The sequence below is a fragment of the Paenibacillus polygoni genome (genome assembly GCF_030263935.1).
GTDB lineage: Bacteria > Bacillota > Bacilli > Paenibacillales > Paenibacillaceae > Paenibacillus > Paenibacillus polygoni.
In genome coordinates this window covers 4,298,675-4,322,021 of the sequence record NZ_CP127162.1, presented here as the reverse complement: position 1 = coordinate 4,322,021, position 23,347 = coordinate 4,298,675, and the positions used below count along the sequence as shown (strand labels likewise).

22 protein-coding genes are annotated in these 23,347 nt (G+C 41.4%); 21 read left to right on the top strand and 1 reads right to left on the bottom strand.

The genetic code is table 11. The features are described 5' to 3' along the window. Positions 1-29 precede the first annotated feature (29 nt). From QPK24_RS20715 to QPK24_RS20690, 6 genes are all read left to right on the top strand, one after another. Positions 30-980, top strand: coding sequence for an ABC transporter permease (locus QPK24_RS20715; protein ID WP_160035709.1), 951 nt, complete (start codon positions 30-32; stop codon positions 978-980). Further along, positions 973-1,920: an iron chelate uptake ABC transporter family permease subunit gene (locus tag QPK24_RS20710; RefSeq protein WP_160035711.1), complete on the top strand. Its 948-nt coding sequence runs from the start codon at positions 973-975 to the stop codon at positions 1,918-1,920. Before QPK24_RS20715 ends, QPK24_RS20710 begins: the two co-directional genes overlap by 8 nt. Further along, positions 1,917-2,675: an iron ABC transporter ATP-binding protein gene (locus tag QPK24_RS20705; protein ID WP_285744362.1), complete on the top strand. Its 759-nt coding sequence runs from the start codon at positions 1,917-1,919 to the stop codon at positions 2,673-2,675. The genes QPK24_RS20710 and QPK24_RS20705 overlap by 4 nt, the downstream gene beginning before the upstream one ends. 102 nt (positions 2,676-2,777) lie before the next feature. Beyond that, positions 2,778-3,785, top strand: a complete 1,008-nt coding sequence (locus QPK24_RS20700) for a siderophore ABC transporter substrate-binding protein (RefSeq protein ID WP_285744360.1) — start codon at positions 2,778-2,780, stop codon at positions 3,783-3,785. A 159-nt stretch (positions 3,786-3,944) separates the two neighbouring features. Next, positions 3,945-4,853, top strand: coding sequence for an aldo/keto reductase (locus QPK24_RS20695; RefSeq protein ID WP_285744358.1), 909 nt, complete (start codon positions 3,945-3,947; stop codon positions 4,851-4,853). 35 nt (positions 4,854-4,888) lie between these two features. Beyond that, positions 4,889-5,215, top strand: a complete 327-nt coding sequence (locus QPK24_RS20690; RefSeq protein WP_160035719.1) for a thioredoxin family protein — start codon at positions 4,889-4,891, stop codon at positions 5,213-5,215. A 74-nt stretch (positions 5,216-5,289) separates the two neighbouring features. Here the strand turns inward: QPK24_RS20690 and bacA are convergent, their stop codons facing one another. Further along, positions 5,290-6,105, bottom strand: coding sequence for an undecaprenyl-diphosphate phosphatase (bacA, locus tag QPK24_RS20685; RefSeq protein ID WP_285749473.1), 816 nt, complete (start codon positions 6,103-6,105; stop codon positions 5,290-5,292). Positions 6,106-6,275: 170 nt separating this feature from the next. Between bacA and QPK24_RS20680 the strand changes: the two genes are divergently transcribed. The 15 genes from QPK24_RS20680 (at position 6,276) to kduD (ending at position 23,329) form a co-directional block, all read left to right on the top strand. Next, positions 6,276-8,069, top strand: coding sequence for a sensor histidine kinase (locus QPK24_RS20680; protein ID WP_407082933.1), 1,794 nt, complete (start codon positions 6,276-6,278; stop codon positions 8,067-8,069). After that, the gene (locus QPK24_RS20675) at positions 8,069-9,625 is read left to right on the top strand and encodes a response regulator transcription factor (RefSeq protein ID WP_285744355.1); all 1,557 of its coding nucleotides are present in this window, start codon (positions 8,069-8,071) and stop codon (positions 9,623-9,625) included. Before QPK24_RS20680 ends, QPK24_RS20675 begins: the two co-directional genes overlap by 1 nt. Positions 9,626-9,795: 170 nt before the next feature. Then, positions 9,796-10,779 carry an ABC transporter permease gene (locus QPK24_RS20670; protein WP_285744353.1) on the top strand — a complete coding sequence of 328 codons (984 nt, stop codon included), beginning with the start codon at positions 9,796-9,798 and terminating at the stop codon, positions 10,777-10,779. Positions 10,780-10,794: 15 nt separating this feature from the next. Beyond that, a complete protein-coding gene (locus QPK24_RS20665; protein ID WP_285744351.1) occupies positions 10,795-11,694 on the top strand; it encodes a carbohydrate ABC transporter permease in 900 nt (299 codons plus the stop codon). A 154-nt stretch (positions 11,695-11,848) separates the two neighbouring features. Further along, positions 11,849-13,546, top strand: coding sequence for an ABC transporter substrate-binding protein (locus tag QPK24_RS20660; protein WP_285744349.1), 1,698 nt, complete (start codon positions 11,849-11,851; stop codon positions 13,544-13,546). 172 nt (positions 13,547-13,718) lie between these two features. Continuing rightward, complete coding sequence (locus QPK24_RS20655) at positions 13,719-15,083, top strand: GH1 family beta-glucosidase (protein ID WP_285744347.1); 1,365 nt, start codon at positions 13,719-13,721, stop codon at positions 15,081-15,083. Positions 15,084-15,417: 334 nt separating this feature from the next. Continuing rightward, the gene (locus QPK24_RS20650) at positions 15,418-15,684 is read left to right on the top strand and encodes a hypothetical protein (protein ID WP_236570611.1); all 267 of its coding nucleotides are present in this window, start codon (positions 15,418-15,420) and stop codon (positions 15,682-15,684) included. Between the two features lie 280 nt (positions 15,685-15,964). After that, entirely contained in the window at positions 15,965-16,879 is a 915-nt protein-coding gene (gene qoxA, locus QPK24_RS20645) for a cytochrome aa3 quinol oxidase subunit II (protein WP_285744344.1), read from the top strand. 29 nt (positions 16,880-16,908) lie between these two features. After that, positions 16,909-18,882, top strand: a complete 1,974-nt coding sequence (locus tag QPK24_RS20640; RefSeq protein ID WP_285744342.1) for a cbb3-type cytochrome c oxidase subunit I — start codon at positions 16,909-16,911, stop codon at positions 18,880-18,882. Then, the gene (gene cyoC / locus QPK24_RS20635) at positions 18,882-19,499 is read left to right on the top strand and encodes a cytochrome o ubiquinol oxidase subunit III (protein WP_285744340.1); all 618 of its coding nucleotides are present in this window, start codon (positions 18,882-18,884) and stop codon (positions 19,497-19,499) included. The genes QPK24_RS20640 and cyoC overlap by 1 nt, the downstream gene beginning before the upstream one ends. A gap of 1 nt (position 19,500) precedes the next feature. Then, the gene (gene cyoD / locus QPK24_RS20630; RefSeq protein WP_285744338.1) at positions 19,501-19,836 is read left to right on the top strand and encodes a cytochrome o ubiquinol oxidase subunit IV; all 336 of its coding nucleotides are present in this window, start codon (positions 19,501-19,503) and stop codon (positions 19,834-19,836) included. A gap of 234 nt (positions 19,837-20,070) precedes the next feature. Beyond that, positions 20,071-20,748 (top strand): deoxyribose-phosphate aldolase, encoded by a 678-nt coding sequence (gene deoC / locus QPK24_RS20625; RefSeq protein ID WP_285744336.1) that lies wholly within the window; start codon positions 20,071-20,073, stop codon positions 20,746-20,748. 188 nt (positions 20,749-20,936) lie between these two features. Further along, positions 20,937-21,767, top strand: coding sequence for a 5-dehydro-4-deoxy-D-glucuronate isomerase (gene kduI / locus QPK24_RS20620; RefSeq protein WP_285744334.1), 831 nt, complete (start codon positions 20,937-20,939; stop codon positions 21,765-21,767). A 37-nt stretch (positions 21,768-21,804) separates the two neighbouring features. Continuing rightward, positions 21,805-22,557, top strand: coding sequence for a DeoR/GlpR family DNA-binding transcription regulator (locus QPK24_RS20615; protein ID WP_285744332.1), 753 nt, complete (start codon positions 21,805-21,807; stop codon positions 22,555-22,557). A gap of 19 nt (positions 22,558-22,576) precedes the next feature. After that, positions 22,577-23,329, top strand: coding sequence for a 2-dehydro-3-deoxy-D-gluconate 5-dehydrogenase KduD (gene kduD, locus QPK24_RS20610; protein WP_285744330.1), 753 nt, complete (start codon positions 22,577-22,579; stop codon positions 23,327-23,329). Positions 23,330-23,347 lie beyond the last annotated feature (18 nt).

Genomic DNA, 23,347 nt, shown 5'->3' with positions numbered 1-23,347 from the left:
GAATAAACGGAGAAGAGGAAGGAACGGTTATGAAGAAGCGATACTTATTTATTTTACTTATCATCTTATCCCTTCTTTCCGTTTTCATCGGAGTAAAGGATATCCAGCCTTGGCATTTGCTGAACTTAGATGACATTCAGAAGCAGATTTTACTGGAGAGCCGATTACCAAGGCTTGTAAGTCTACTCATTGCTGGGACCAGCATGAGTATATGCGGACTGATTATGCAACAGATTACACGAAACAAATTTGTCTCTCCAACCACAGCGGGAACAGAAGATTCAGCTAAACTGGGCATTTTGGTGTCTATGTTGCTGTTCGCTACTGCTCCTCCGTTTGTGAAGATGCTGGTTGCTTTTGCATTTGCACTGGCAGGGACATTTATATTTACCAAGATTCTAGAGAGAGTTAAATTCAGAGATACGATTTTTATACCGCTCGTGGGCATCATGTTTGGTAATATTGTGGGTTCGATCACTACCTTTTTTGCGTACAAACACGATCTGATCCAAAATATTTCCTCTTGGCTGCAAGGAGATTTCTCCATGATCATCTCTGGCCAATATGAGCTCATCTATATCAGTATACCGCTTGTCATTATCGCTTACTTTTATGCGAACAAGTTCACGGTAGCCGGTATGGGAGAGGAATTCGCTGTCAATCTCGGACTTAACTATAAGTGGATTGTCAATATCGGTCTTATCATCGTTGCGATGGTTACCTCTGTCGTTATTTTGACGGCAGGTATGATCCCTTTTCTTGGTCTGATCATTCCTAACATCGTGAGTATGTATATGGGTGATAACCTTAAGAAAAGTCTCTCTCACACTGCTTTAGTGGGTGCCATTTTTGTATTGATCTGCGACATCCTGGGGCGGATCATTATCTACCCATATGAGATACCGATCGGTTTAACGGTTGGCGTGCTCGGCAGTATCATCTTTATTTTCTTGCTGATGAGGAGAAAGGCCTATGAATAACAAGACTAAGATTACACTTCTCGCTGCTCTTGCTGTTGCTCTTATAGGAATCTTTGTCTTTGTCGATCTAGGCAGCAGCTGGCGCTATGTTCTTCCTAGAAGAGCAATGAAGATCCTCGCTATTGTGATTACAGGAAGTGCCATTGCATTTTCATCCATGATATTTCAGACCGTTACGAATAACCGGATTTTGACACCAAGTGTGCTCGGGCTTGATTCACTTTATATGCTTATCCAAACCTTTATTATTTTTATGTACGGATCAGCACAAGTATCTACCCTCAGCAAAAATATGAATTTTATTATTTCGGTCGGACTGATGGTGATGTTTGCTGGGGTCTTGTATAAACTGCTGTTCAAACGTGAAGGAAGAAACTTATTCTTTTTACTTCTCATCGGTCTAGTCATGGGAACGTTATTCCAGAGTATGTCGACCTTTATGCAGGTTATTATGGATCCGAATGAGTTTTTAATTGTGCAGGATCGCATGTTCGCAAGCTTTAATAACGTGAATACAGATCTCGTCATTGTATCAATTATTGCTTTTGCCGCCATTGGAGTTTATTTCACAAAATTCAGTAAGTATATGGATGTGATGTCGCTAGGACGGGAACATGCCGTTAATCTTGGAGTTCCTTATAATCTGGTTGTGCGCCGGATGCTGATCATTGTCGTGATCCTCGTATCCATCTCTACCGCACTTGTTGGACCTATTACTTTCCTAGGACTGCTTGTCGTCAATGTAACTTATCAAATGTTTAAGACTTATCAGCATAAAGTAATGATTCCAGCAGCGATGCTAATCAGTATTAGTGCGCTTGTAGGCGGTCAGATGATAGTAGAGCGAATCTTTACTTTTTCAACTACACTGAGTGTCATCATTAATTTTATCGGCGGGGTTTACTTTATTTATCTGCTACTTAAGGAGAATAAATCGTGATAGATGTGAAAGAGGTATCCAAACTATACGGTAACAAGTATGTGGTGGAGAATGTAACTACCAACATCAAAAAAGGGAAAATCACTTCTTTTATCGGGCCGAACGGTGCGGGAAAGAGTACCTTGTTGTCTATGGTAAGCAGGCTCATAAGCAAAGATCACGGTGAAATCTTCATTGATGGAATGGATGTAAGCAACTCAAAAAGTGGAGATCTTGCAAAGAAAATAGCAATTCTCAAGCAATCCAACCACATAAATGTAAGATTAACCATACGTGATTTGGTTAGTTTCGGCCGGTTTCCTTATTCTCAAGGCAAGCTAACCAAAGAAGATTGGGCATATGTTGATGAGGCCATCGAATACATGGAACTTCAAGATATGCAGCACAAATTTTTGGATCAGCTGAGTGGAGGTCAGTGCCAAAGAGCCTTTATCGCCATGGTTATTGCTCAGAATACAGATTATATTCTGCTGGATGAGCCGCTGAATAATCTGGACATGAAACATTCCGTTCAGATCATGAAAGTACTGCGGAAGCTTGCAGATGAACTGGGTAAGACGGTTGTCATTGTTATTCATGATATCAATTTTGCATCCTGTTACTCTGATTACATCGTTGCATTAAAGGATGGCCAAATCGTAAAAGAAGGACCGACGGATGAAATTATTGATCCTGTGGTGCTGAAAGAAATCTATGAGATGGATATACCTGTCCAGATCATTGATGGAAATAAAATTTGCGTGTACTTCCGGTAAGGTAATTTGTTCTTAGAAAGTAAAGCAGTGTTTCTTATTCCTTTCGAGTATAAAGAAGATTTTAAGTTCATGATTAACCCAATAATATAAGAGGTGATTCTAATGAAAAAATTCAAGTTATCTTCTATTTTCACACTGGTTATGGTTATGATGCTTACGGTAGTACTGGCAGCTTGCGGCACTGACTCCAAAGAAGCAGAAGGCGGCGCTGAGACGAACGCAGCGGCTGGCAGTAATGGAACAGCAGAACAAGCACAACAATCGGAAGTAACGATTGCCCATAAACTGGGTGAAACCACACTTGAGACTAATCCTGAAAAAGTAGTCGTATTCGATATGGGGATTCTGGATTCCCTTGATAAATTGGGAATTGAAGTAACAGGGGTTCCACAAGCGAACATACCTCCATACCTAGAAAAATATAATGATTCCAAATATGAGAACGTAGGAAGCTTGAAAGAACCAGATTTCGAAAAAATCGCAGAAATCAGTCCTGACCTGATCATTATCTCCGGTCGTCAAGCTGATTCTTACGATGAGCTTAGTAAAATTGGAAAAACCATTCATCTTGGCGTAGATACAACTCGCTACATGGATTCTTACAAAGAAAACATGCAGATTCTGGGACAGATTTTCAACAAAACAGATGAAATAAATACAGAGATTGCGAAAATTGAAGACGAAATTAAGGTGCTTAATGAGAAAGTAACAGCAAGCGGTAAAAATGCTCTAATCATCCTTGCTAATGAAGGGAAAATCAGCGCATACGGTGCAGGTTCCCGATTTGGAATTATTCATGATGTGTTTGGCTTTACTCCCGTAGATAATGCGATTGAAGTTTCAACACACGGCCAAAGTATCTCGTTCGAATATATTGTGGAGAAAGATCCAGACTATTTGTTTGTAGTCGACCGCGGTGCGGCTGTTTCAACGGATGATAAAACTTCTTCTGCTAAAGGTTTGGTTGAAAACAGCCTGGTGAAGAATACCAAAGCATATAAAGAAGGACATATTATTTATCTAGATGCAAACTACTGGTACTTGTCCGGGGGAGGTCTTGCCTCGGTATCTGAAATGGTAAAAGAAGTAAGTGATGCATTTGAAAAATAATAACTAAAAATAATAGTAGATGATGCATGCGCATAGGGTACAGGTAAAGGAAGGTTTACCTTCTACCCTTTGCGTATTTTTGTGTTCTTTATTCTTCATGCTACAATACTAATATTGTCATCTTATCTTTATTCCTATAACCTGAAGGGAGGTCTCAGAGTGAAGAAGAATAGGCTTGGTTCATCTGATTTAATGGTAAGCGAAATTGGACTCGGATGCATGTCACTAGGGATAGATGAGAAGGTAGCGATTCCGCTTATACATGAAGCGATTGATCAGGGTGTTAATTTTCTGGATACAGCTGATATTTATGATGATGGACGTAATGAAGAACTGGTGGGGAAGGCTCTTAAAGGACGCAGACAAGATGTGATCATTGCTACCAAAGTAGGAAACAGACGTCTGACCGGTCAAGAAGGACTCCGCTGGGACCCAAGTAAACAGCACATTAAAGAAGCTGTAAAAGATAGTTTACGCAGGCTTCAGACTGACTACATTGATCTTTATCAACTGCACGGCGGTACGATAGAAGATCATATTGAAGAAACAATTGAGGCCTTTGAGGAATTAAAGCAAGCTGGATTCATTCGTTATTATGGAATTTCATCGATACGTCCGAATGTGATTCGCGAATACACCCAGCATTCTTCGATCGTAAGTGTAATGAATCAGTATAGCTTGCTGGATCGCCGCGGAGAGGAAGAGGTGTTTCCTTCTCTTCATGAACATGGGGTAAGTGTCATAGCGAGAGGGCCGGTGGCTGGCGGTGCACTGGCAGATGGCAGAGATGATAAAGCCTTAAAAGGGTATTTAGAATATACACCCGAGCAAATTAAAGAGATTCGCGCGAGATTATCCGCTTTTGTTACGAAAGAACGGAGTATGTCACAGCTGGCAATTCGGTATGCGCTCTCCCATCCTGCGGTTGCGACTGTTATTCCTGGAGCTAGTTCCAGGGAACAATTGCTTAGTAATATGGGAGCAGCAATGACAGAGCCGCTAACAGATAAAGAACTAGATAAGCTTAGAAGATTGACTAGAGCCAATCAGTATACACAGCATTTATAATAAGAAACTTATAGGTAAAGAAAAGAGGAAAAGATATGGAACGAATTCAAAGTGAAGAACAGTATCAGGAGTTAATTAACGGTGACCGTTTGACGGTCATTAAATTTGATACGAACTGGTGCCCAGACTGTAAAAATCTAGACCGCTTTATCGGTGACGTTATAGACAAACATCAAGATAAGCAGTTTTTTGCTCTGGATGCTGAGAAATTCCTGACGATTGCAGAACAAAATCAGGTGCGCGGTATTCCAAGCCTGCTTGTGTTTAAAGACGGGGAAAAAATTGCACATTTGCATAGTAAATGGGCGAAAACACCCACCCAAATCTCTGAGTACTTAGAAACTTTGGAATCGAAACAATAATACAAGAGGATAAAAAATGAAAAAGGAGCTTTTCCTTGAGCTGATTTCAGCAGCTAAAGGAGAGGCTCCTATTTTTATAGGATGATAAATAGAAGAACAAGGGCAAGGCCAAACCGGTAATAAGCAAAGGTAGAAAGTTTCCATTTTTTCAAAAGGGAAAGGAATGTTTTAATCGCCAGCATACCAACACAGAAAGAAGTCAGAAGCCCGATTGCAAAATAAGGGATATCTTTTACGGACAAAATGTCTGCACTTTTCCATAGATCAAGAGCGGTAGCCCCAAACATAATCGGCACGGAAACAAGAAAAGTGAATTCAGCCGCAGCTGTATGACTGACTCTAGCAAGAAGTCCGCCCGAAATCGTAGAACCGGAACGAGAGAAGCCTGGCCAAAGCGCTAAAATTTGAAACAGTCCAATCATAAATGCTTGCTTGTAAGTGATATCATCTACAGTCTGTGCTGTCGGTTTCATGTGCCATTTCTCTGCAGCAATCATAAGCAGTCCGCCGGCAATCAGGCTGTAGACCACAGTAGTTGGACCAAATAAATATTGTTTTATTACATCACGAAACAGTACTGCAGTAATAGAAGCAGGCAGCATTGCTAGAAAGATGTGAAGCAGGTTCAGCCGAGGCATGACACGATCACCAGGTTTGACGGTGAAAAAACCGACAAAGGTCCTCCAGTAAAGAACAACGACAGCAAGTACAGCTCCGAGCTGGACAACAACTTCGAATGTTTTGACATTTTCCTGATCCGTAGAGAGTCCGAGCAAGTGAGCGGTGATAATCATATGACCGGTCGAGGAAACAGGAAGAAACTCAGTCAGCCCTTCCACAATTCCCATGATAATGGATGAAAAAATGTCCACTTCTTGTCCCCTTTCCATCGGTAAATTAACAATCAGAGAATTTCTGTACTCATCCATATATAGTACTCTATAGTTTGTCCTGTAAGAACTAATGAAAACTGTATTTATTTGCCGAGAATTACAATCTGGCTATGACAATTTATGATAAAATAAGTAGTAAAGATTTGTAAGCGCTTATATAGATCGGGGTGTGTAAATTGCTGTCAAAGATTGTACGGCGTACGAATGATATGAAGCTTAAACATAAGCTTGTTATCAGCTATGTGCTTGTTGTCATGATTCCCGTACTGATCATTGGAGTAGGGGTCACCTACTATTTTAGACAGCAGGCGATGGATCAGGCAATACAGCAGGCAGAAAACAATGTAGAGCGTATCAAAAATCAGACCATGACGCTGCTGCGAGTACCGATGGATATTTCTAATCTGCTTTTGTTTAATAACGAGATAAAAGAAATTGCGAACACAAAGTTCGAAAGTATGCTGGAGCTGACACGAAGCTATCGCTCCTTTACCTTGTTTAACGACTATTTACAGCAATATAGAGAATTATATGGGATTCGCTTTTTCTCTTTTAACCCAACCTTGGTTAATAATTATGAATTTATACCCGTTGATCCTCAGATAGAGAATGCTCTTTGGTTTCAGAAAGCAATGAAATCGACGAGTATTGGTTGGTTCTTTATTCCGAATTCAGATGACTATCCAGCAGATACCCTGAGTCTTGTACGAGGTGTTCAATTTCCTGAATATCAGAGACGAGGCGTGCTCATGGTCCTCATTGACCGTGATGTACTCAATAATATGCTGAGCCAGGAACCTTTTCATACCATGATCGTAGACAGTCAGGGGTATATTGTCGCTGCAAAAGATACGAAGCTCGTAGGGTCTACTTTTGAGTCCCTTCATATGGGGGTAGATCTTCGATCTCAAAGAAAAGGGCTCATTGAAGCAAACGTGTATGATGAACCTTCAAATATTATAGTCGATGAAATGATCCCGTCTTCGAGTATGAACGGGTTTCAAATTGTATCTATTTTTTCGAAGGAAAGCATCGTATCCAATGCAAAGCATATCAGTCAGATCGGGATGTTGTTTATTATTCTCGTGCTTTTATTTGCGATGGCTCTCGTATACGTTATATCACTGCTTACGACCAATCGTTTACTTCGGCTCAGCAGGCAGTTTAATCGATTAGCACTAGGAGATTTAAAGGTTGTATCGCAAGTCGATGGTAATGATGAGATTGGTCAATTATCAAGACAATTTAATCATATGGTATCCAGTATTAATGGGCTTATGGAACAAGTCGTAGAGACAAGTGAGCAGAACAACCGACTTGCGATCGCACAAAAAGAGATTAAGCTTAAAATGATGGCTAGCCAAATCAATCCCCATTTTTTATTTAATGCACTAGAGTCTATTCGAATGAAAGCGCATATTAAAGGAGAAGCAGAGATAGCCAACATTGTGCGTTTGCTAGGGAAGCTCATCCGTAAAAACCTGGAGATTGGCAGTGGTAAAACAACCATTAAGGCAGAAATGGAAATGGTTCGATCTTATTTGCAAATTCAAAAGTTTCGTTATGAAGATCGGCTTGATTTTGAACTTACTATAAAGGAAGGCATTGAGAAAGAGAAAATACCTCCGCTTATTATTCAGCCGCTTGTAGAGAATGCGATTGTGCACGGTCTCGAGAATCAAGAAGATGGGGTCAGAGTAGAGGTGTCCTTATATGAAGAAAATGACCTTATTCATTTTACCGTTCGAGATAATGGAGCGGGCATTCACCCAGAACGATTGAAGGAAGTCGTCGCGTCGATAACAGGCTCTGATGAACAAGAGAAAAGTAGAATTGGACTGCGGAATGTACATCAGCGTCTAACCTTGTCTTATGGAGAAAAGCATGGTCTAATCATATCCAGTGAGTCTAGTAAAGGTACAACAGTTCATTTTACGATTCCTAAAGGAGGCAGCAAATAATGTATAGCGTATTAATAGTTGATGATGAACCTATGATCAGAGAAGGGCTCAAAACGATTATTAACTGGGAAGAAGAGGGCTATACGGTAATCGATACTGCTTCTAACGGAAGAGAAGCTATTGAAAAGCATCATCAATTGAACCCAGACCTTACAATCCTAGACATCCGGATGCCAGGTCTTACGGGTCTTGAAGTGATTGAACAACTCCGCAGTGAAGGAAAAAAGGGGCAATTTCTTATTCTAAGTGGACATGCAGACTTTGACTATGCTAAGAAAGCGATCAGCTTTGGTGTAGGCGGATACTTATTAAAACCGGTGGATGAAGAAGAAATGCTGGAAGAACTGGAGCGAATTAAAGCACGTCTAGATAAAGAGCAAAGTGTAAATCAGCGCAATACGAATAAAGATCTTTTTTATCGTGAACATGTGATTGAGTCTATACTGCACGGTGGACAGGTGTGGGCTGCGGAAGATCTGAAAAAATACGATTTGTACTGGACTTCCTATCAGGTCGTCCTTATTGAAGTGTTTAATGAGTCTTCTACTCACATGAGTGCAGAGATAAAGAAGGAAATGATCGATCTGTTTGCTACATCGAAGAGTGGAATTGTTTTTACAGCGGGAAAATACATTGGTTGTTTGCTTAATTCACCTCTGTTTACGAGTGCTGAACGGCAGCATTTTTATAATGAAACGAGTACGATTCTTAAAAGATTCTCAAGCCCTGTATTTATAGCTGCCGGGACGGGTGTATTACATATAGAAGAAATAAAGACATCATATGATGAAGCAGTGCACCTGCTAGAGGAGCGGTTCTTTTTTGCCGAACAAACGGTTTTGGTGGGAAAAGAAGGTTACGGGCTAAGTATGCCTATAGAAGAGGGAGAAGTAGAATTACAGGGACTGGACGAAAATAAAATCACTGATACACTTTACTATGCTTTAGACATCCGGAGTAAAGATTTATTATCACGTGTACTGGGTCAATTCCAGCAGTGGGTGCTGACAGAGGGCTACACGGAACATGAGATTAAGAACATAATAACTAAAATTGCTGCGGTAGCTTTAAACAAGCTTTCTCTAGTGAGTTCTGAGACGAAACTCATTGCGACGGAACATACGGCTTTGTTATCGGCATTATATCAGCAGCCAACATTCGTTGCACTTCTTGATACACTGGAACTTCAATTCTCGGAACTGATTCATAAGCTTGGTGTTAATAGTAAAGATACCGTAATCAAACAGATGATAGATTTTATAAAAAGAAATCCAGGAGACCACCTCAAGCTGGAGGTTCTTGCTGAAGTTTTTAATTATAATAGCAGCTATTTGGGGAAATTGTTCAAAAATTATACGGGTGAGTCCTTTAATGTGTTCTTAGATAAGGTTCGTATGGAGAAAGCAAAGTCGCTTCTTGAAGAAGGGCTCAAAGTCCATCAAGTATCGGACCAAATCGGTTATGCTAACGTAGATTACTTCCATACAAAATTTAAAAAATATATGGGAATTTCTCCTTCTGCCTATCGAGATCAGCATAAACAGCGACAAAAGTAGAGCGTCGTCTCATACTCCTTTACGAAAACGTTTTTAGTTTTTAGACATTCTGCACAATAAAAATTAGAAACATATCTAATTTTTATATGATTTTCTCTGAAATTCATTGGGTATTGATCCAGAATCTCTTGGAGTATGATTAGGTTATCAAACAGAGGAGGGGTTATTTTATGGAAACGCTAACAAAGCCCGCTTCCACGGATTCCGAGGCCTCCGCCGCGAAACAAGTTAAGCCAAAGTGGCCGAATGGTTTATGGAAAACTGTGAAAGATCAGAAGTTTTTATTACTTATGTCCTTACCTTTTGTAATTTGGGTCTTCATATTTAATTACTTACCTCTTTGGGGCTGGACTATGGCCTTCCAAAATTACAAACCTGCCAAGACCTTTACGGAACAAAAGTGGGTCGGATTCGAACATTTCATTGAATTGTTTAGTGATGAGCGGTTTTATCTCGTACTTAGAAATACACTAGCAATGAGTTTGATGGGACTTCTAGTAGGATTTGTGGCCCCTATCTTCTTTGCAATTTTATTGAACGAACTACGCGGTACGATCTTCAAAAGAACGGTGCAAACGGTATCCTATTTGCCTCACTTTGTATCCTGGGTCGTTGTTGCCGGGATTGTCACAAAAATGCTTTCGACGGATGGCGGAATCATTAACGATATCCTTATCGGACTACATATTATTAATGAGCCCATTCAGTTCATGGCACAAGGGAATTTGTTCTGGTATATTGTAACCGCTTCCGATCTGTGGAAGGAAATGGGCTGGAACGCAATTATTTATCTAGCTGCCATTACGGGGATTTCTCAAGAATTATACGAAGCTTCAAGGGTGGATGGAGCAAGCCGCTGGAGACAAATGTGGCACATCACACTGCCGGGTATTCGATCAACCATTTCCGTATTGTTCATTATGTCCATCGGACACTTGATCAGTATTGGATATGAGAAACAATTCCTCTTAGGAAACAGTCTCGTAACCGACTATTCCGAAGTACTTGATCTTTATGCGCTTAATTATGGTTTACAAATGGGCAGGTACTCCTATGGTACGGCCATCGGCATATTCAACTCAGTTGTCAGTGTCATCCTGTTGTTCGTTGCAAACGGTCTCTTCAAGAAATTTACGAAAGAAAGCATCATGTAGAGGGGAGGAAGTAACATGAGTGTTAAAGCTTTTAATGCGACTAAATCGGAGAAGGTATTCGACATTGCGAATTTTATACTGATGGGAATAATACTGACGGTAACTTTGTATCCCTTTTTAAATGTACTAGCCATTTCCTTGAATGATTCAACCGATACGGTTCGGGGGGGCATTTACTTATGGCCTCGAGAGTTCACACTCGAAAATTACAAAACAATTTTTCAATATGATGGACTGATCCAAGGAGCCAAAATTTCATTTGCTAGAACGATTATAGGTACACTCTTGGGTCTGCTCAGCTCCTCCATGCTTGCTTATACTCTGAGTCGCCCTGATTTCAAAATTAAGAAATTTGTATCTACATTCCTTGCACTTACGATGTATTTCTCTGGTGGTTTGATTCCGGGATACATTCTGATGAAAGACTTGCACCTAATTGGTACATTCTGGATCTATATCTTGCCGATGATGGTCAGCGCGTTTAACGTGTTCGTTATCCGGTCCTTTATTGACGGTTTGCCATATGCTCTTCAAGAATCAGCGAAACTTGATGGTGCAAATGACCTCACTATTTATTACAAAGTCATCCTGCCATTATGTAAGCCTGTACTTGCTACCATTGCATTGTTCCTCGCCGTAGGTCAGTGGAATGCTTGGTTTGATACGTATCTCTATAACGGTTCCAAACCGGAACTTACAACACTGCAGTATGAGCTGATGAAAGTTCTGCAAAGTACACAGCAAGGCGGATCGAATGTGAATGCCAATGATTTGGCTCAACAAATGGCACAAGTATCGCCTGAATCGATTCGGATGGCTATTACGATTGTTGTTACACTGCCAATCCTGGTTGTATATCCGTTCCTGCAAAAATACTTTGTTGGCGGCATGACACTTGGTGCCGTAAAAGCGTAATAGAAGTTCACTTATGAACATCAAGCAATTTAAATGCTGTTGTCATTGCCATTCAAGGGTTAGATTTATCACCAAACGAGTACTTTCTATGGTATATACAGGGTGACCTGTTATGCATATATAAGCTACCTATAAATAAGGGGGATTATGCCAAATGAAACATAAAGCGCCGAAAGCGATAGCGATGATGCTGCTTGCAAGTACTATGCTGTTCACTGCTGCTTGTGGAAATACAAAAGGAGAGGAATCTAGTACCTCAGATCCCAATTCAACCGAGCCAATCACGTTCAGCTTTTTTGGAGCAGATACAAGTCCGCATTGGAATAAAATGCAAGATGTGGTAGGTAAGAAGATTACAGAAGCAACAGGCGTTACAATTAACGCAGAATATGATATTGCGAGTGGCGGCGGGGATGATAAGATTGCACTAATGGCTGCTAGCGGCGATTATCCCGACCTGATCTTTCCTAAAGCAAACTTATCTAAACTAGTCGATGCAGGGGCTATGATTGACCTGACAGAACTAATTGAAGAGCATGCACCTAATATTAAAAAAATGTATGGCGAAGAAATGAATCGTTTGAAATATAGTAATGAGGATCAAGCCATCTATACCCTGCCTACGAATGGATCTGTAGATCAGTTGACATTTGATAATACAGGCGGTTTTGAACTGCAACACCGTGTGGTGAAAGAACTCGGTTACCCTGAGATCAAAACAGTAGAAGATTACGAGAATGCACTTCGTGAATACTACAAAGCACATCCAACAACAGAAGATGGACAGCCAACGATTCCACTTACTCTTAGTGCCGATGGATGGAGAAGCATGATTACCGTTACGAACCCAGCTGTTTCTGCTACAGGTGCACCTGATGATGGTGAATACTACATTAATCCAGAGACTTACGAAGCAGTGCTTCATTACAAACGTCCAGAAGAGAAAGAATATTTCCGCTGGTTGAACAAAATGTATAACGAAGGTCTTCTCGACAAAGACACCTTTATTCAAAAAGAAGATCAATATAAAGCAAAAATCGCAAGTGGTCGCGTTCTTGGTATTATTGACCATGAGTGGGCTTACAATGATGCAGAAGTAGCACTAAAAAATGCAGGTAAAGATGAAATGACCTATGGTCATTATCCAGTAACGCTTACCTCCGAATTTAAACGTGCAGATTTCCAGCCCGTTGGTTCCGATGGTTATGGTATTGGGATTACGGAAAATTGTAAGGATCCAGTTCGTGCAATTAAATTCTTAGACTGGATGGCTTCCGATGAAGGCCAGGTACTTCGTAACTGGGGGGTTGAAGGAGAACAATATGTTATTGAAGACGGTGTTCGTGTGATCCCTGCTGATGTACAGGAACGTAAGAATAATGACAATGCAAGCTTTACGAAAGAAACCGGAATTGGGCTATACTTTGTCTTTGGTCCACACTATGGAGATGGTGTAAAAGACCCATCAGGCAACTACTATACTACGAACTTCCCTGAACAAATCTTAGCAGGCTATTCAGAAGCAGAGAAAGAAGCTTTAAAAGGATACGGTATTTCTACTTGGAAAGAGCTGTTCCCAACGGAAGAGGATTTTGAAGTAAAAGAGTGGGGAGCGGCTTACAATATGCCGGTACCTTCTGACGGTAAATATCAAGTTATCTATCAAAAAACGCAAGATATCGTTCAAAAACGTATCCCAGAAGCCGTTGTTTCTTCCACAGATAAATTTGATCAAGTCTATGACAACATGCTAGCTGAACTTGATAAAGCGGGCGCAGTTGAAATGGAGCAACAATATACCGAGTGGATTAAAGAAAGAGTAAGATTGTGGACAGGTAAAGACGTGCAATAGAATAGATAAAGGAAAGGGGATCCCCGAATGATCCCCTTTTTTTTAATAAAATTGGTATAAAAAAAGGATATTGAACAACAGTGTCGAATTCTTTTGTTAAGCTTTTCGAAAACGTTTTAGGATTTTCTTAATACTACATAGTTGTCGAGACATAAAAATGGAGGGAATTACATTGACAATTTTTCAGTTTCCAAGTGATTTTAAGTGGGGAACAGCAACCGCTTCTTACCAGATCGAAGGAGCAACGAAAGAGGATGGAAGAGGAATTTCTATCTGGGATACCTTTGCAAAGACGCCTGGTAAAGTTTTTAATGGCGACAACGGGGATGTAGCTTGTGACAGCTACCACAGATACGAAGAAGATATTGCTTTAATGAAGGAACTTGGTATTAAAACGTATCGGTTCTCTGTAGCTTGGCCTCGTATTATCCCTGACGGGGACGGAGAAATTAATCAAAAAGGACTCGATTTCTATCATCGCTTTGTAGATAAATTGATTGAAAATGATATTGAACCTTTCTGTACTCTCTATCACTGGGATCTTCCGCAAGCTCTACAAGACATCGGAGGTTGGGAGAACAGACGGACAGTAGATGCCTTTGTAAAATATTCTGAAGTCATGTTCCGTGAATTCGGTGGAAAAATAAAATATTGGCTTACATTTAATGAACCATGGTGCATTGCTTTTCTATCTAACTTCCTTGGCGCTCATGCCCCTGGGAATACAGACTTACAAGTTTCAATAAATGTAGGACATGGGATTTTACTTGCTCATGGTAAGTCCGTACAAAAATTCCGTGAGCTCGGAGTAGACGGCAAGATTGGGATCGCACCAAATATGGAGTGGTCAGAACCTTATAGCAAAACCGAGGCAGATCAGGCAGCAGCGGATCGAAATATTGCTTGGTTTGCTGATTGGTTCCTAGATCCTGTTTTTAAAGGGACCTATCCACAGATTATGCTTGATTGTTTTGAAGCCGCGGGCGCAAGACCCGAAATTCAGCCAGGAGATATGGAGACGATTTGCCAGCCAATTGACCATATCGGTCTCAATTATTACACAATGAGTGTGGTGCGTTCGAATCCAGGTGGTGGACTCTTGCAGTCGGAGACGCTCGATATGGGGCTTGTTCGTACAGATATAGGCTGGCCTGTTGAGTCACGCGGTTTATATGAGGCGCTGCATTATTTGCAAAAATACGGCGATATCGATATCTACATTACCGAGAATGGTGCATGCATTAATGATGGTTTGGAGAATGGTGAAGTGAAAGATTTTCGCCGGATTTCGTACTTACAACAGCATATAGCTCAAGTTCACCGTGCCATTAATGACGGTATTAATCTAAAAGGATATATGGCCTGGTCTATGATGGACAATTACGAATGGGCAGAAGGTTACCGCATGAGATTTGGTCTAGTTCATGTAGATTATCGTTCTTTGGTTCGTACTCCAAAAGAAAGCTTCTATTGGTATCAGAATGTAATTCGTAATAATTGGCTGGAGACGAAAGACGTATTGAAATTGCAATCGTAAAATAAGACTATGGATCGGACAACATTGCGCTTTATTTACGGTGTAATGAGTCGTCATTCATAGCCTATAAGTTATAGAACCGCCGGAGATTCATTCTCTTCGGCGGTTTTTTTCTGTCGTCTTATAACATGTAAACCTTAAAAACACATTAAACGAAGTAAAGTCAACCACAAAAGTCATGATTAAAGTTGTAAAATTAAGGGTAAAAACCTTAAAGTGTAAAAATAATGAACAAAGTTTGACTAAAATTTGAACAAATAGTGAACAAATAAGCAGAAGTGTGATATATTAAATGTAGTAAGCACTTACAAATATTAGAAGGAGTTGAAAAATAATGATTGTGAATAAACCGGTACGTGTGAGCGACAACAAGGAGAATGAAGTACGTTTAACTCAGATGGTTTTTATGATGACGGTTATGGCTTGGGTAGCTCTGATCACGGGCGTTGTTATTTGTTTGTTTAACCTTCATGCTCTGACGAATAGTAATACAGGAATCATGGTGGGCATTGGATTCTTAGTAGGAAGCGTCTATATTTACTTCATCGGGAAAGCGATGGGTCTTCTTAATATAAGAAGAAATGAACGGGATACTGATTAAAGAAAATGAGTTCATCTGGGAAGAAGAGGAGAATTGATTCAAAAACATATTCTAAAGGTAAAAAACCTTAGTTAGTTGGCACCCACCGTGTCCAATGGCTAAGGTTTTTTGTGTTTGAAAATCAAGGGAGAAAATCATTTGTGAGAAAAGATTCACAAATGGTATGATCAATTTCGACAAATTTGTTAACAAGACGTATATGACTGTTAATATCTGATATCTTTAGGTAGAAGATATTATAGTATCGTTTTGTAATAGCGCGTAAGGAGAGGGGATCAAGATGAACAAAAAACCTAGGTCGCTTTCCAAAATCATTATCGCTGCAGTCCTATCACTTGTCACCATTGGTGTCATAGTATGGGCTATGTTTGCGGATGAAAGAGGAAGATACGTTGTTCTCGATCCGAAAGGACCGATCGGCGATGCACAAAGGGACTTAATCATTATTTCGACCATTTTGTGCGCGATCATTATTGTACCAACCTTAATACTCGTAGGTATCATCGTATGGAAATACCGTGATACACCAGACAACAAATCAAAATACACACCTAACTGGTCGCACAATACGACTGCCGAAGTGATCTGGTGGGGGATTCCAATCCTTATCATTATCATTCTTGGTGCGGTTACTGTGCGATACACTTATGCCACTGAGCCTTCAAAACCACTGGCATCGGACAAAGAGCCTATTACGATTCAGGCAGTCTCCCTAGACTGGAAATGGCTGTTTATGTATCCGGAAGAGAATATAGCAAGTGTGAATACACTTACGATTCCGGAAGATACACCAATCCGCTTTGAACTTACATCAGATGCACCGATGAACTCATTCTGGATACCTGAACTTGGCGGACAGATGTATACGATGTCTGGTATGGCGATGGTACTTCATCTACAAGCAGATGAGCCTGGTATTTATAAAGGTTCAGGCGCTAACTTCTCCGGAGAATATTTCCAAGAGATGAAATTTGATGTGAATGCAGTTTCGGATGAAGAGTATGAAGCTTGGGTGAAAGAAGTAAAAGACTATTCTGAGCCTCTTACTGAAAAATCTTATGAAGACCTTGTACTGCCAAGTGTCGAAGATGAACAATATTTCTCTGCAGTTCCAGATGAAATGTTCCAGAATATCGTTACGAAATATGTAGTGGATAAGAATGAAAATGCTTCAGAAGAAGCTGCAAAAGAATAAATGAATAGTTCGAAAGGAGGCCCTCATCCATGCTAAGTGAGTTTTGGGAGTTCCTGACTACTGAATTTCTCGTTACGGGTGACCCCCTCATTCTAGGGGCACAAGTTTCGATTGGTCTTGCATCGATTGCAATCATAGTCGGGCTCACCTATTTTAAAAAGTGGAAATGGCTCTGGAAAAACTGGTTAACTACGGTTGACCATAAGAAAATCGGTATCATGTATATTTTGGCGGCGATCCTAATGATGTTCCGCGGCGGGGTTGACGCCCTGATGATGAGATTCCAATTGGCCATGCCGAATATGGAATTCCTTCATGCGGATCACTATAACGCTGTATTTACAACGCACGGTACAATCATGATCCTGTTTATGGCCATGCCATTTATGTTCGGATTATTTAATATCGTTACACCGCTGCAAATTGGAGCGCGTGACGTTGCATTCCCTTATTTGAATGCACTAAGTTTTTGGTTATTCTTCTTAGGAGCTATGCTCTTTAACGTTTCATTTGTTATCGGGGGTTCACCAGCAGCAGGTTGGCTGAGTTATCCGCCTCTATCAGGACTTCAGTTTAGTCCAGGGGTAGGACAGAACTTCTATATATGGGGTATCCAGATATCAGGTATCGGTTCCCTCGCAACCGGGATTAACTTCTTGGTAACTATTATCAAAATGCGTGCACCAGGTATGACTTGGATGAAAATGCCGATGTTCACTTGGTCCGTTTTTGCAACAAACATTATTATCTTGTTTGCTTTTCCAATTTTGACGGTAACCTTGTTCCTTCTGTTCATGGACCGTTTTGCAGGAACTCACTTCTTCACACTCGATCTCGGGGGTAACCCGATGATGTATATCAACTTGATCTGGATGTGGGGTCACCCAGAGGTTTATATCGTAGTCTTACCGGCGTTCGGTATCTTCTCCGAAGTCGTTGCTACGTTCTCCAGAAAGAAACTGTTTGGATATAAATCCATGGTATTTGCAATGCTGATTATCAGCGTCTTGTCCTTCTTCACTTGGGTCCATCACTTCTTTACCATGGGCTCGGGGGCGGATGTTAATGCGTTCTTCGCGATTACTACAATGCTTATAGCCATCCCTACAGGGGTTAAAGTCTTTAACTGGCTGTTTACGATGTATCGCGGACGGATTCGCTTTACACTTCCGATGATGTGGACGATTGCCTTCTTCCCATGTTTTATTATCGGGGGGATGACAGGGGTAATGCTGTCGGTAGCGCCAGCAGACTTCCAGTTCCACAACAGTTACTTCCTGATCGCTCACTTCCACCAAGTACTGATCGGTGGCGTTGTGTTCGGTTACTTTGCAGGGATGTACTACTGGTGGCCTAAACTGTTCGGCTTTACATTGCCGGATCGCTGGGGACACTGGGCATTCTGGACTTGGAACATTGGTTTCTACCTTACATTTATGCCGCAATATGCGCTAGGTCTGATGGGTATGACTCGTCGTCTGAGTACATATGGTTGGGATACTGGGTGGATGCCGCTCAACCTCGTATCTTCCGTCGGCGCATTCCTCATGGGTGCAGGGTTCTTGTTCCAGCTTCTGCAAATTGCAGATGGTATTCGTAAACATAAAGAAAATAAAGTGGGAGCGGATCCTTGGGATGCACGTACCCTGGAATGGTCTATTCCGTCTCCTGTACCTGAATATAACTTTGCTATCGTACCTACCGTTGACTCTGTTGACCAATTCTGGGAAGACAAACAGCGTAGAGCGAACCAACAGGCTGAAACACCGCCAGCATATGAACCAATTCACATGCCTAAAAACACAGGAATTCCGATTGTTATGGCAGTATTCTTCTTTATTGCTGGTTTCGGATTTGTGTGGGGCTGGTCTTGGATGTACATTCCGGGTCTCATCGGTGTAGCGGCATGTCTCGTTGCCCGCTCATTCCAGTACGATACGGATTATTACATTCCGGCTGAAGAAGTAAATCGTACCGAAACAGCCTTGAGGGGGTCGGTATAATGGCACATACAGTAACAAATCAACATTCAAATGCACATGATCACGATCATGGACATCATGATCCACAAGAACTGAAAATGCTCGGCTTCTGGTTATTCTTGATTTCTGACCTTATCCTGTTTGCTGTATTCTTCGCGACATTTATCGTACTGCGTGATAATACAGCAGGCGGACCTACGGGTGCTGAACTGTTTAAGATGCCAGGTGTTATTGCAGAAACATTTATCCTTTTAACAAGTAGTTTTACAAGTGGTCTAGCAGTATTAGCGATGAACCGCGGTGATAAGAAAGGTTTGATATCTTGGCTTATCGTAACTGCGGTACTGGGTCTTGCGTTCTTAGGACTTGAGATTACCGAGTTTGTTGAAATGGTACACGAAGGTGCTACGATTACAACAAGTGCTTTCACTGGTGCATTCTTTACCCTGGTAGGAACGCACGGGGCTCACGTTACATTCGGTCTCGTATGGATGATCGGGCTGTTGCTTCAACTTAAGAAACGTGGCATTACATCTGTAACGCGCGGTAAAGTAATGGCACTTAGCTTGTTCTGGCACTTTTTGGACGTGGTATGGATCTTCTTGCTTACCGTCGTCTACTTGATGGGGGTGATGTAAGATGGCAGAGCAACATAACCATACACATGATTCTCATGAGAACCACGGGTCGTTCAAATCTTACCTCATTGGATATCTGATCTCGATTGTGCTCACGATTATCCCGCTTGTAGTAGTTTTGAATGATATGTTCGATAAAACAGTAAACATGATCATTATTTTGATTATGGCAATATTACAGTTTATTGTTCAGCTCTTCTTCTTTATGCATGTTCGTGAAGGAGAACCGGGTAAACCAAAATGGAATGTCATGGCCTTGATTCTTGGACTTTTGTTGGTACTTACCATTGTTGTAGGTTCCATCTGGATCATGATGAACAACACGGTTGCTCATTAATGATCACGATTAATCGTAACACCTTGTCTTCTCTTTACGGAGCAGGCAAGGTGTTTTTTATTTGCCTCGCGAAAATAAAATCTGCTACTTGCTGAATGGAAATGAGACAGGTTACACAAACTGTAGTAAATTCGGTATATGACCTTTGCTTTACGAAGATAGTCTTGTTATGATTACAAATGTACTTTTTAACTAACACAATTAGGATTGATAGAAGAAGGGACGATTCCAATCATGACACAAACCGCGATTGCACCATTAATTGACCATACATTACTTAAGGCTGATGCCCGCCGTGAAGATATAATTAAACTTGCAGAAGAGGCAAAAACATATGGATTTGCTTCTGTATGTGTGAATCCAGGATTTGTATCCACTGTATATGAAGTACTTAAAGATACACCGCAGGTAAAAGTGTGCACGGTAATTGGTTTCCCTCTTGGAGCGAATACGCCAGAGGTAAAAGCCTTTGAAACCAAGGACGCGATTGCTAACGGAGCGACTGAAGTAGATATGGTAATTAACATTAGCGCGCTGAAAGACGGCAATGATGACTATGTTGCTGCAGATATCAAAGCTGTCGTTGATGCTGCTAAAGGAAAAGCTCTTACCAAAGTAATTATTGAAACTTGTCTGTTAACGGAGGAAGAGAAAGTTCGTGCGTGCAAACTTGCAGTACAGGCAGGAGCTGATTTTGTTAAAACATCAACCGGGTTCTCTACAGGCGGAGCAACGAAAGAAGACATCGCTCTTATGCGTAAGACCGTTGGTCCTGATGTTGGCGTAAAGGCATCCGGAGGAGTCCGGAGCGCGGAAGATGCACTAGTAATGATCGAAGCGGGAGCTTCCCGAATTGGGACAAGCGGCGGCGTAGCTATTGCAAAAGGTGAACGTTCTAACAGCAGTTACTAAAACCTCAAATTTAAAAATATGGAAGAAAACGACTCCTCATGGAGTCGTTTTTTTTTGTCTTCATTTTCAAAGTTGAGCAATTATTTCATCTTTATTTAAAAAAGGTGTACACAAATGAAACGAAATGAACTAATATAAACCTATATGAACCTAAATAAATTACTCACTATGGAAAGGGTTGAAGAAAAATGCAAAACCGTTATGCGTCTCATCCCAATGAAGTGAAGAAATTTGATACAAAACGTTTACGTGAGGAATTCCTAATCGAAGACTTGTTTACGAAGGACGAACTTGTCACCGTGTACTCGCATGTAGATCGTTATATTGTAGGTTCTGCGGTTCCTGTATCCGAGGATATTAAACTTGAGGTTCCGCTGAAGGATATCGGTACGGACTTCTTCCTTGCTCGCCGTGAAGTTGGAATAATTAACATTGGTGGACATGGGACCGTGTCAGCGGATGGTGTGAGATACGAGGTAGGAGCAAAAGAATGCTTATATATCGGTTTAGGTGTAAAAGAAGTGATTTTCCATGCCGGAGCGGAAGAAGCGCCGCAGTTTTATTTTGTATCTACACCAGCACATCATGCTTATCCTACGGTAAAAGCTACACAAGAAGATGCCACACCAAGTCACCTTGGCAGCATTGAATCCTCCAATGAGAGAACAATTTACAAATACATTCATGAAGGCGGTATCAAAAGCTGTCAGTTAGTACTTGGGATTACAGAACTTGCTCCAGGAAACATGTGGAATACCATGCCTGCTCATACTCATAATCGTCGCTCTGAAGTTTACTTGTATTTTAATCTTCCAGAGCAAGGGGCTGTTTTCCACATGATGGGGGAGCCGGATGAAACAAGACATCTCGTTGTTCGGCAGGGTCAGGCAATCATCTCACCTAGTTGGTCTATTCATAGCGGGGTAGGAACAAGCAACTACACTTTCTGCTGGGCGATGGCCGGTGAGAACCAGACGTTTGATGATATGGACGGCGTTGCAATGACCGAGCTAAAATAAACGGAAGACAGAAATACAGATAGGAAGTTGAAATAGTATGAACTCAATGAAACGGCACGAAAAGATTATGGAAACGCTGCTTGAACAGAAAGAAGTTACAGTCAGTGAACTGAGCGAAAAACTCGATGTAACAGGAAAGACGATTCGTGAGGATCTGGATAAGCTGGAATCCATGGGACTCCTGATGAGAGTACATGGCGGGGCAGTGCTGGCTCAAAAGGATCAGTATGGTATTCTTACCAGCAGAGGGGCGCTGGAGAAGCATAACTCGGAGAAAATAGAGATTGCGGAGCGGGCAATCACTTATATTACACCGGGAGATATTATCGCTCTAGACGGCGGCAGTACAACGCTGGAGATTGCTAGACTGCTGCCTAATGAACCCCTTACCGTGATTACGAACGATTTATTTATCATTGCAGAGCTCACCAAGAAAGACCAAATTCGCCTCGTTGTACCGGGAGGATCAAGAGTAAGGAATATGCTGGTTAGTGAAGATACGGAGCATTTTATTAGGAAACTAAATATTCATAAGGCATTCATTTCTACTACAGCTCTTCATCCAGAGTTTGGTTTTTCGATCTATACCGGTGATTTGGTTCCTTTAAAAAGAGCACTCATTCAAACTGCACAGCATGTTTATGCTGTTGTTGATCATTATAAATTCGGGAATTTTGCTCTTCGTACATTTGCACAGCTACCGGAGGTTCATAAGGTAATCAGTGATCGTGCTCTGGATGAGAGCATACTGGCTCCTTATAAAGATGCAGGAATAACTATCGATTATTAACTTGCAGGAGGCGGGAAAGATGCGTGTTTTTGATTTGAGCGGAAAAGTAGCATTGGTTACCGGTACATCGGGCGGCCTGGGACAGGGAATGGCACTCGGGCTTGCTGAGGCTGGGGCTGACATTGTAGCAGTTTCAAACACTTTGCCTACAGAGACTGTACAGGCCATTGAAGCCCTTGGACGTAAGGCGATATCTATTCAAGCAGATTTAAGTATAGAGGAAGAGCTGGCTGGTGTTTTTGAAGAGGCTCTTGGTTTCCAAGGGAAAATAGATATCCTTGTTAACAATGCAGGGATCATTCGGCGCACACCGGCTGCGGATCACGCAGCTTCAGATTGGCACGACGTAATCGACTTGAACCTAAACACCGTGTTTTTCCTTAGTCAACTTGCAGGCCGGCATATGATTGAACGGGGAAGCGGTAAGATTATCAGCATTGCTTCTATGCTTTCCTATCAAGGCGGAATTAACGTCCCTGGGTACACGGCGAGTAAACATGCAGTAGCTGGACTAACGAAGGCTTTGGCGAATGAATGGGCCGGAAAAGGAATCCAAGTTAACGCGATTGCTCCCGGCTACATGGTTACAAGCAATACGCAGCAGATTCGGGAAGATGAGAACCGGTATCGAGATATCACAGCACGGATTCCGGCTGGTCGCTGGGGTACCCCAGAGGATCTAAAAGGTCCCGTTGTCTTTCTCGCATCGGATGCTTCTGATTATTTGAATGGTCATGTACTGAATGTAGATGGGGGCTGGCTTGCTCGCTAGCATTTCTCGCCTAAAGGA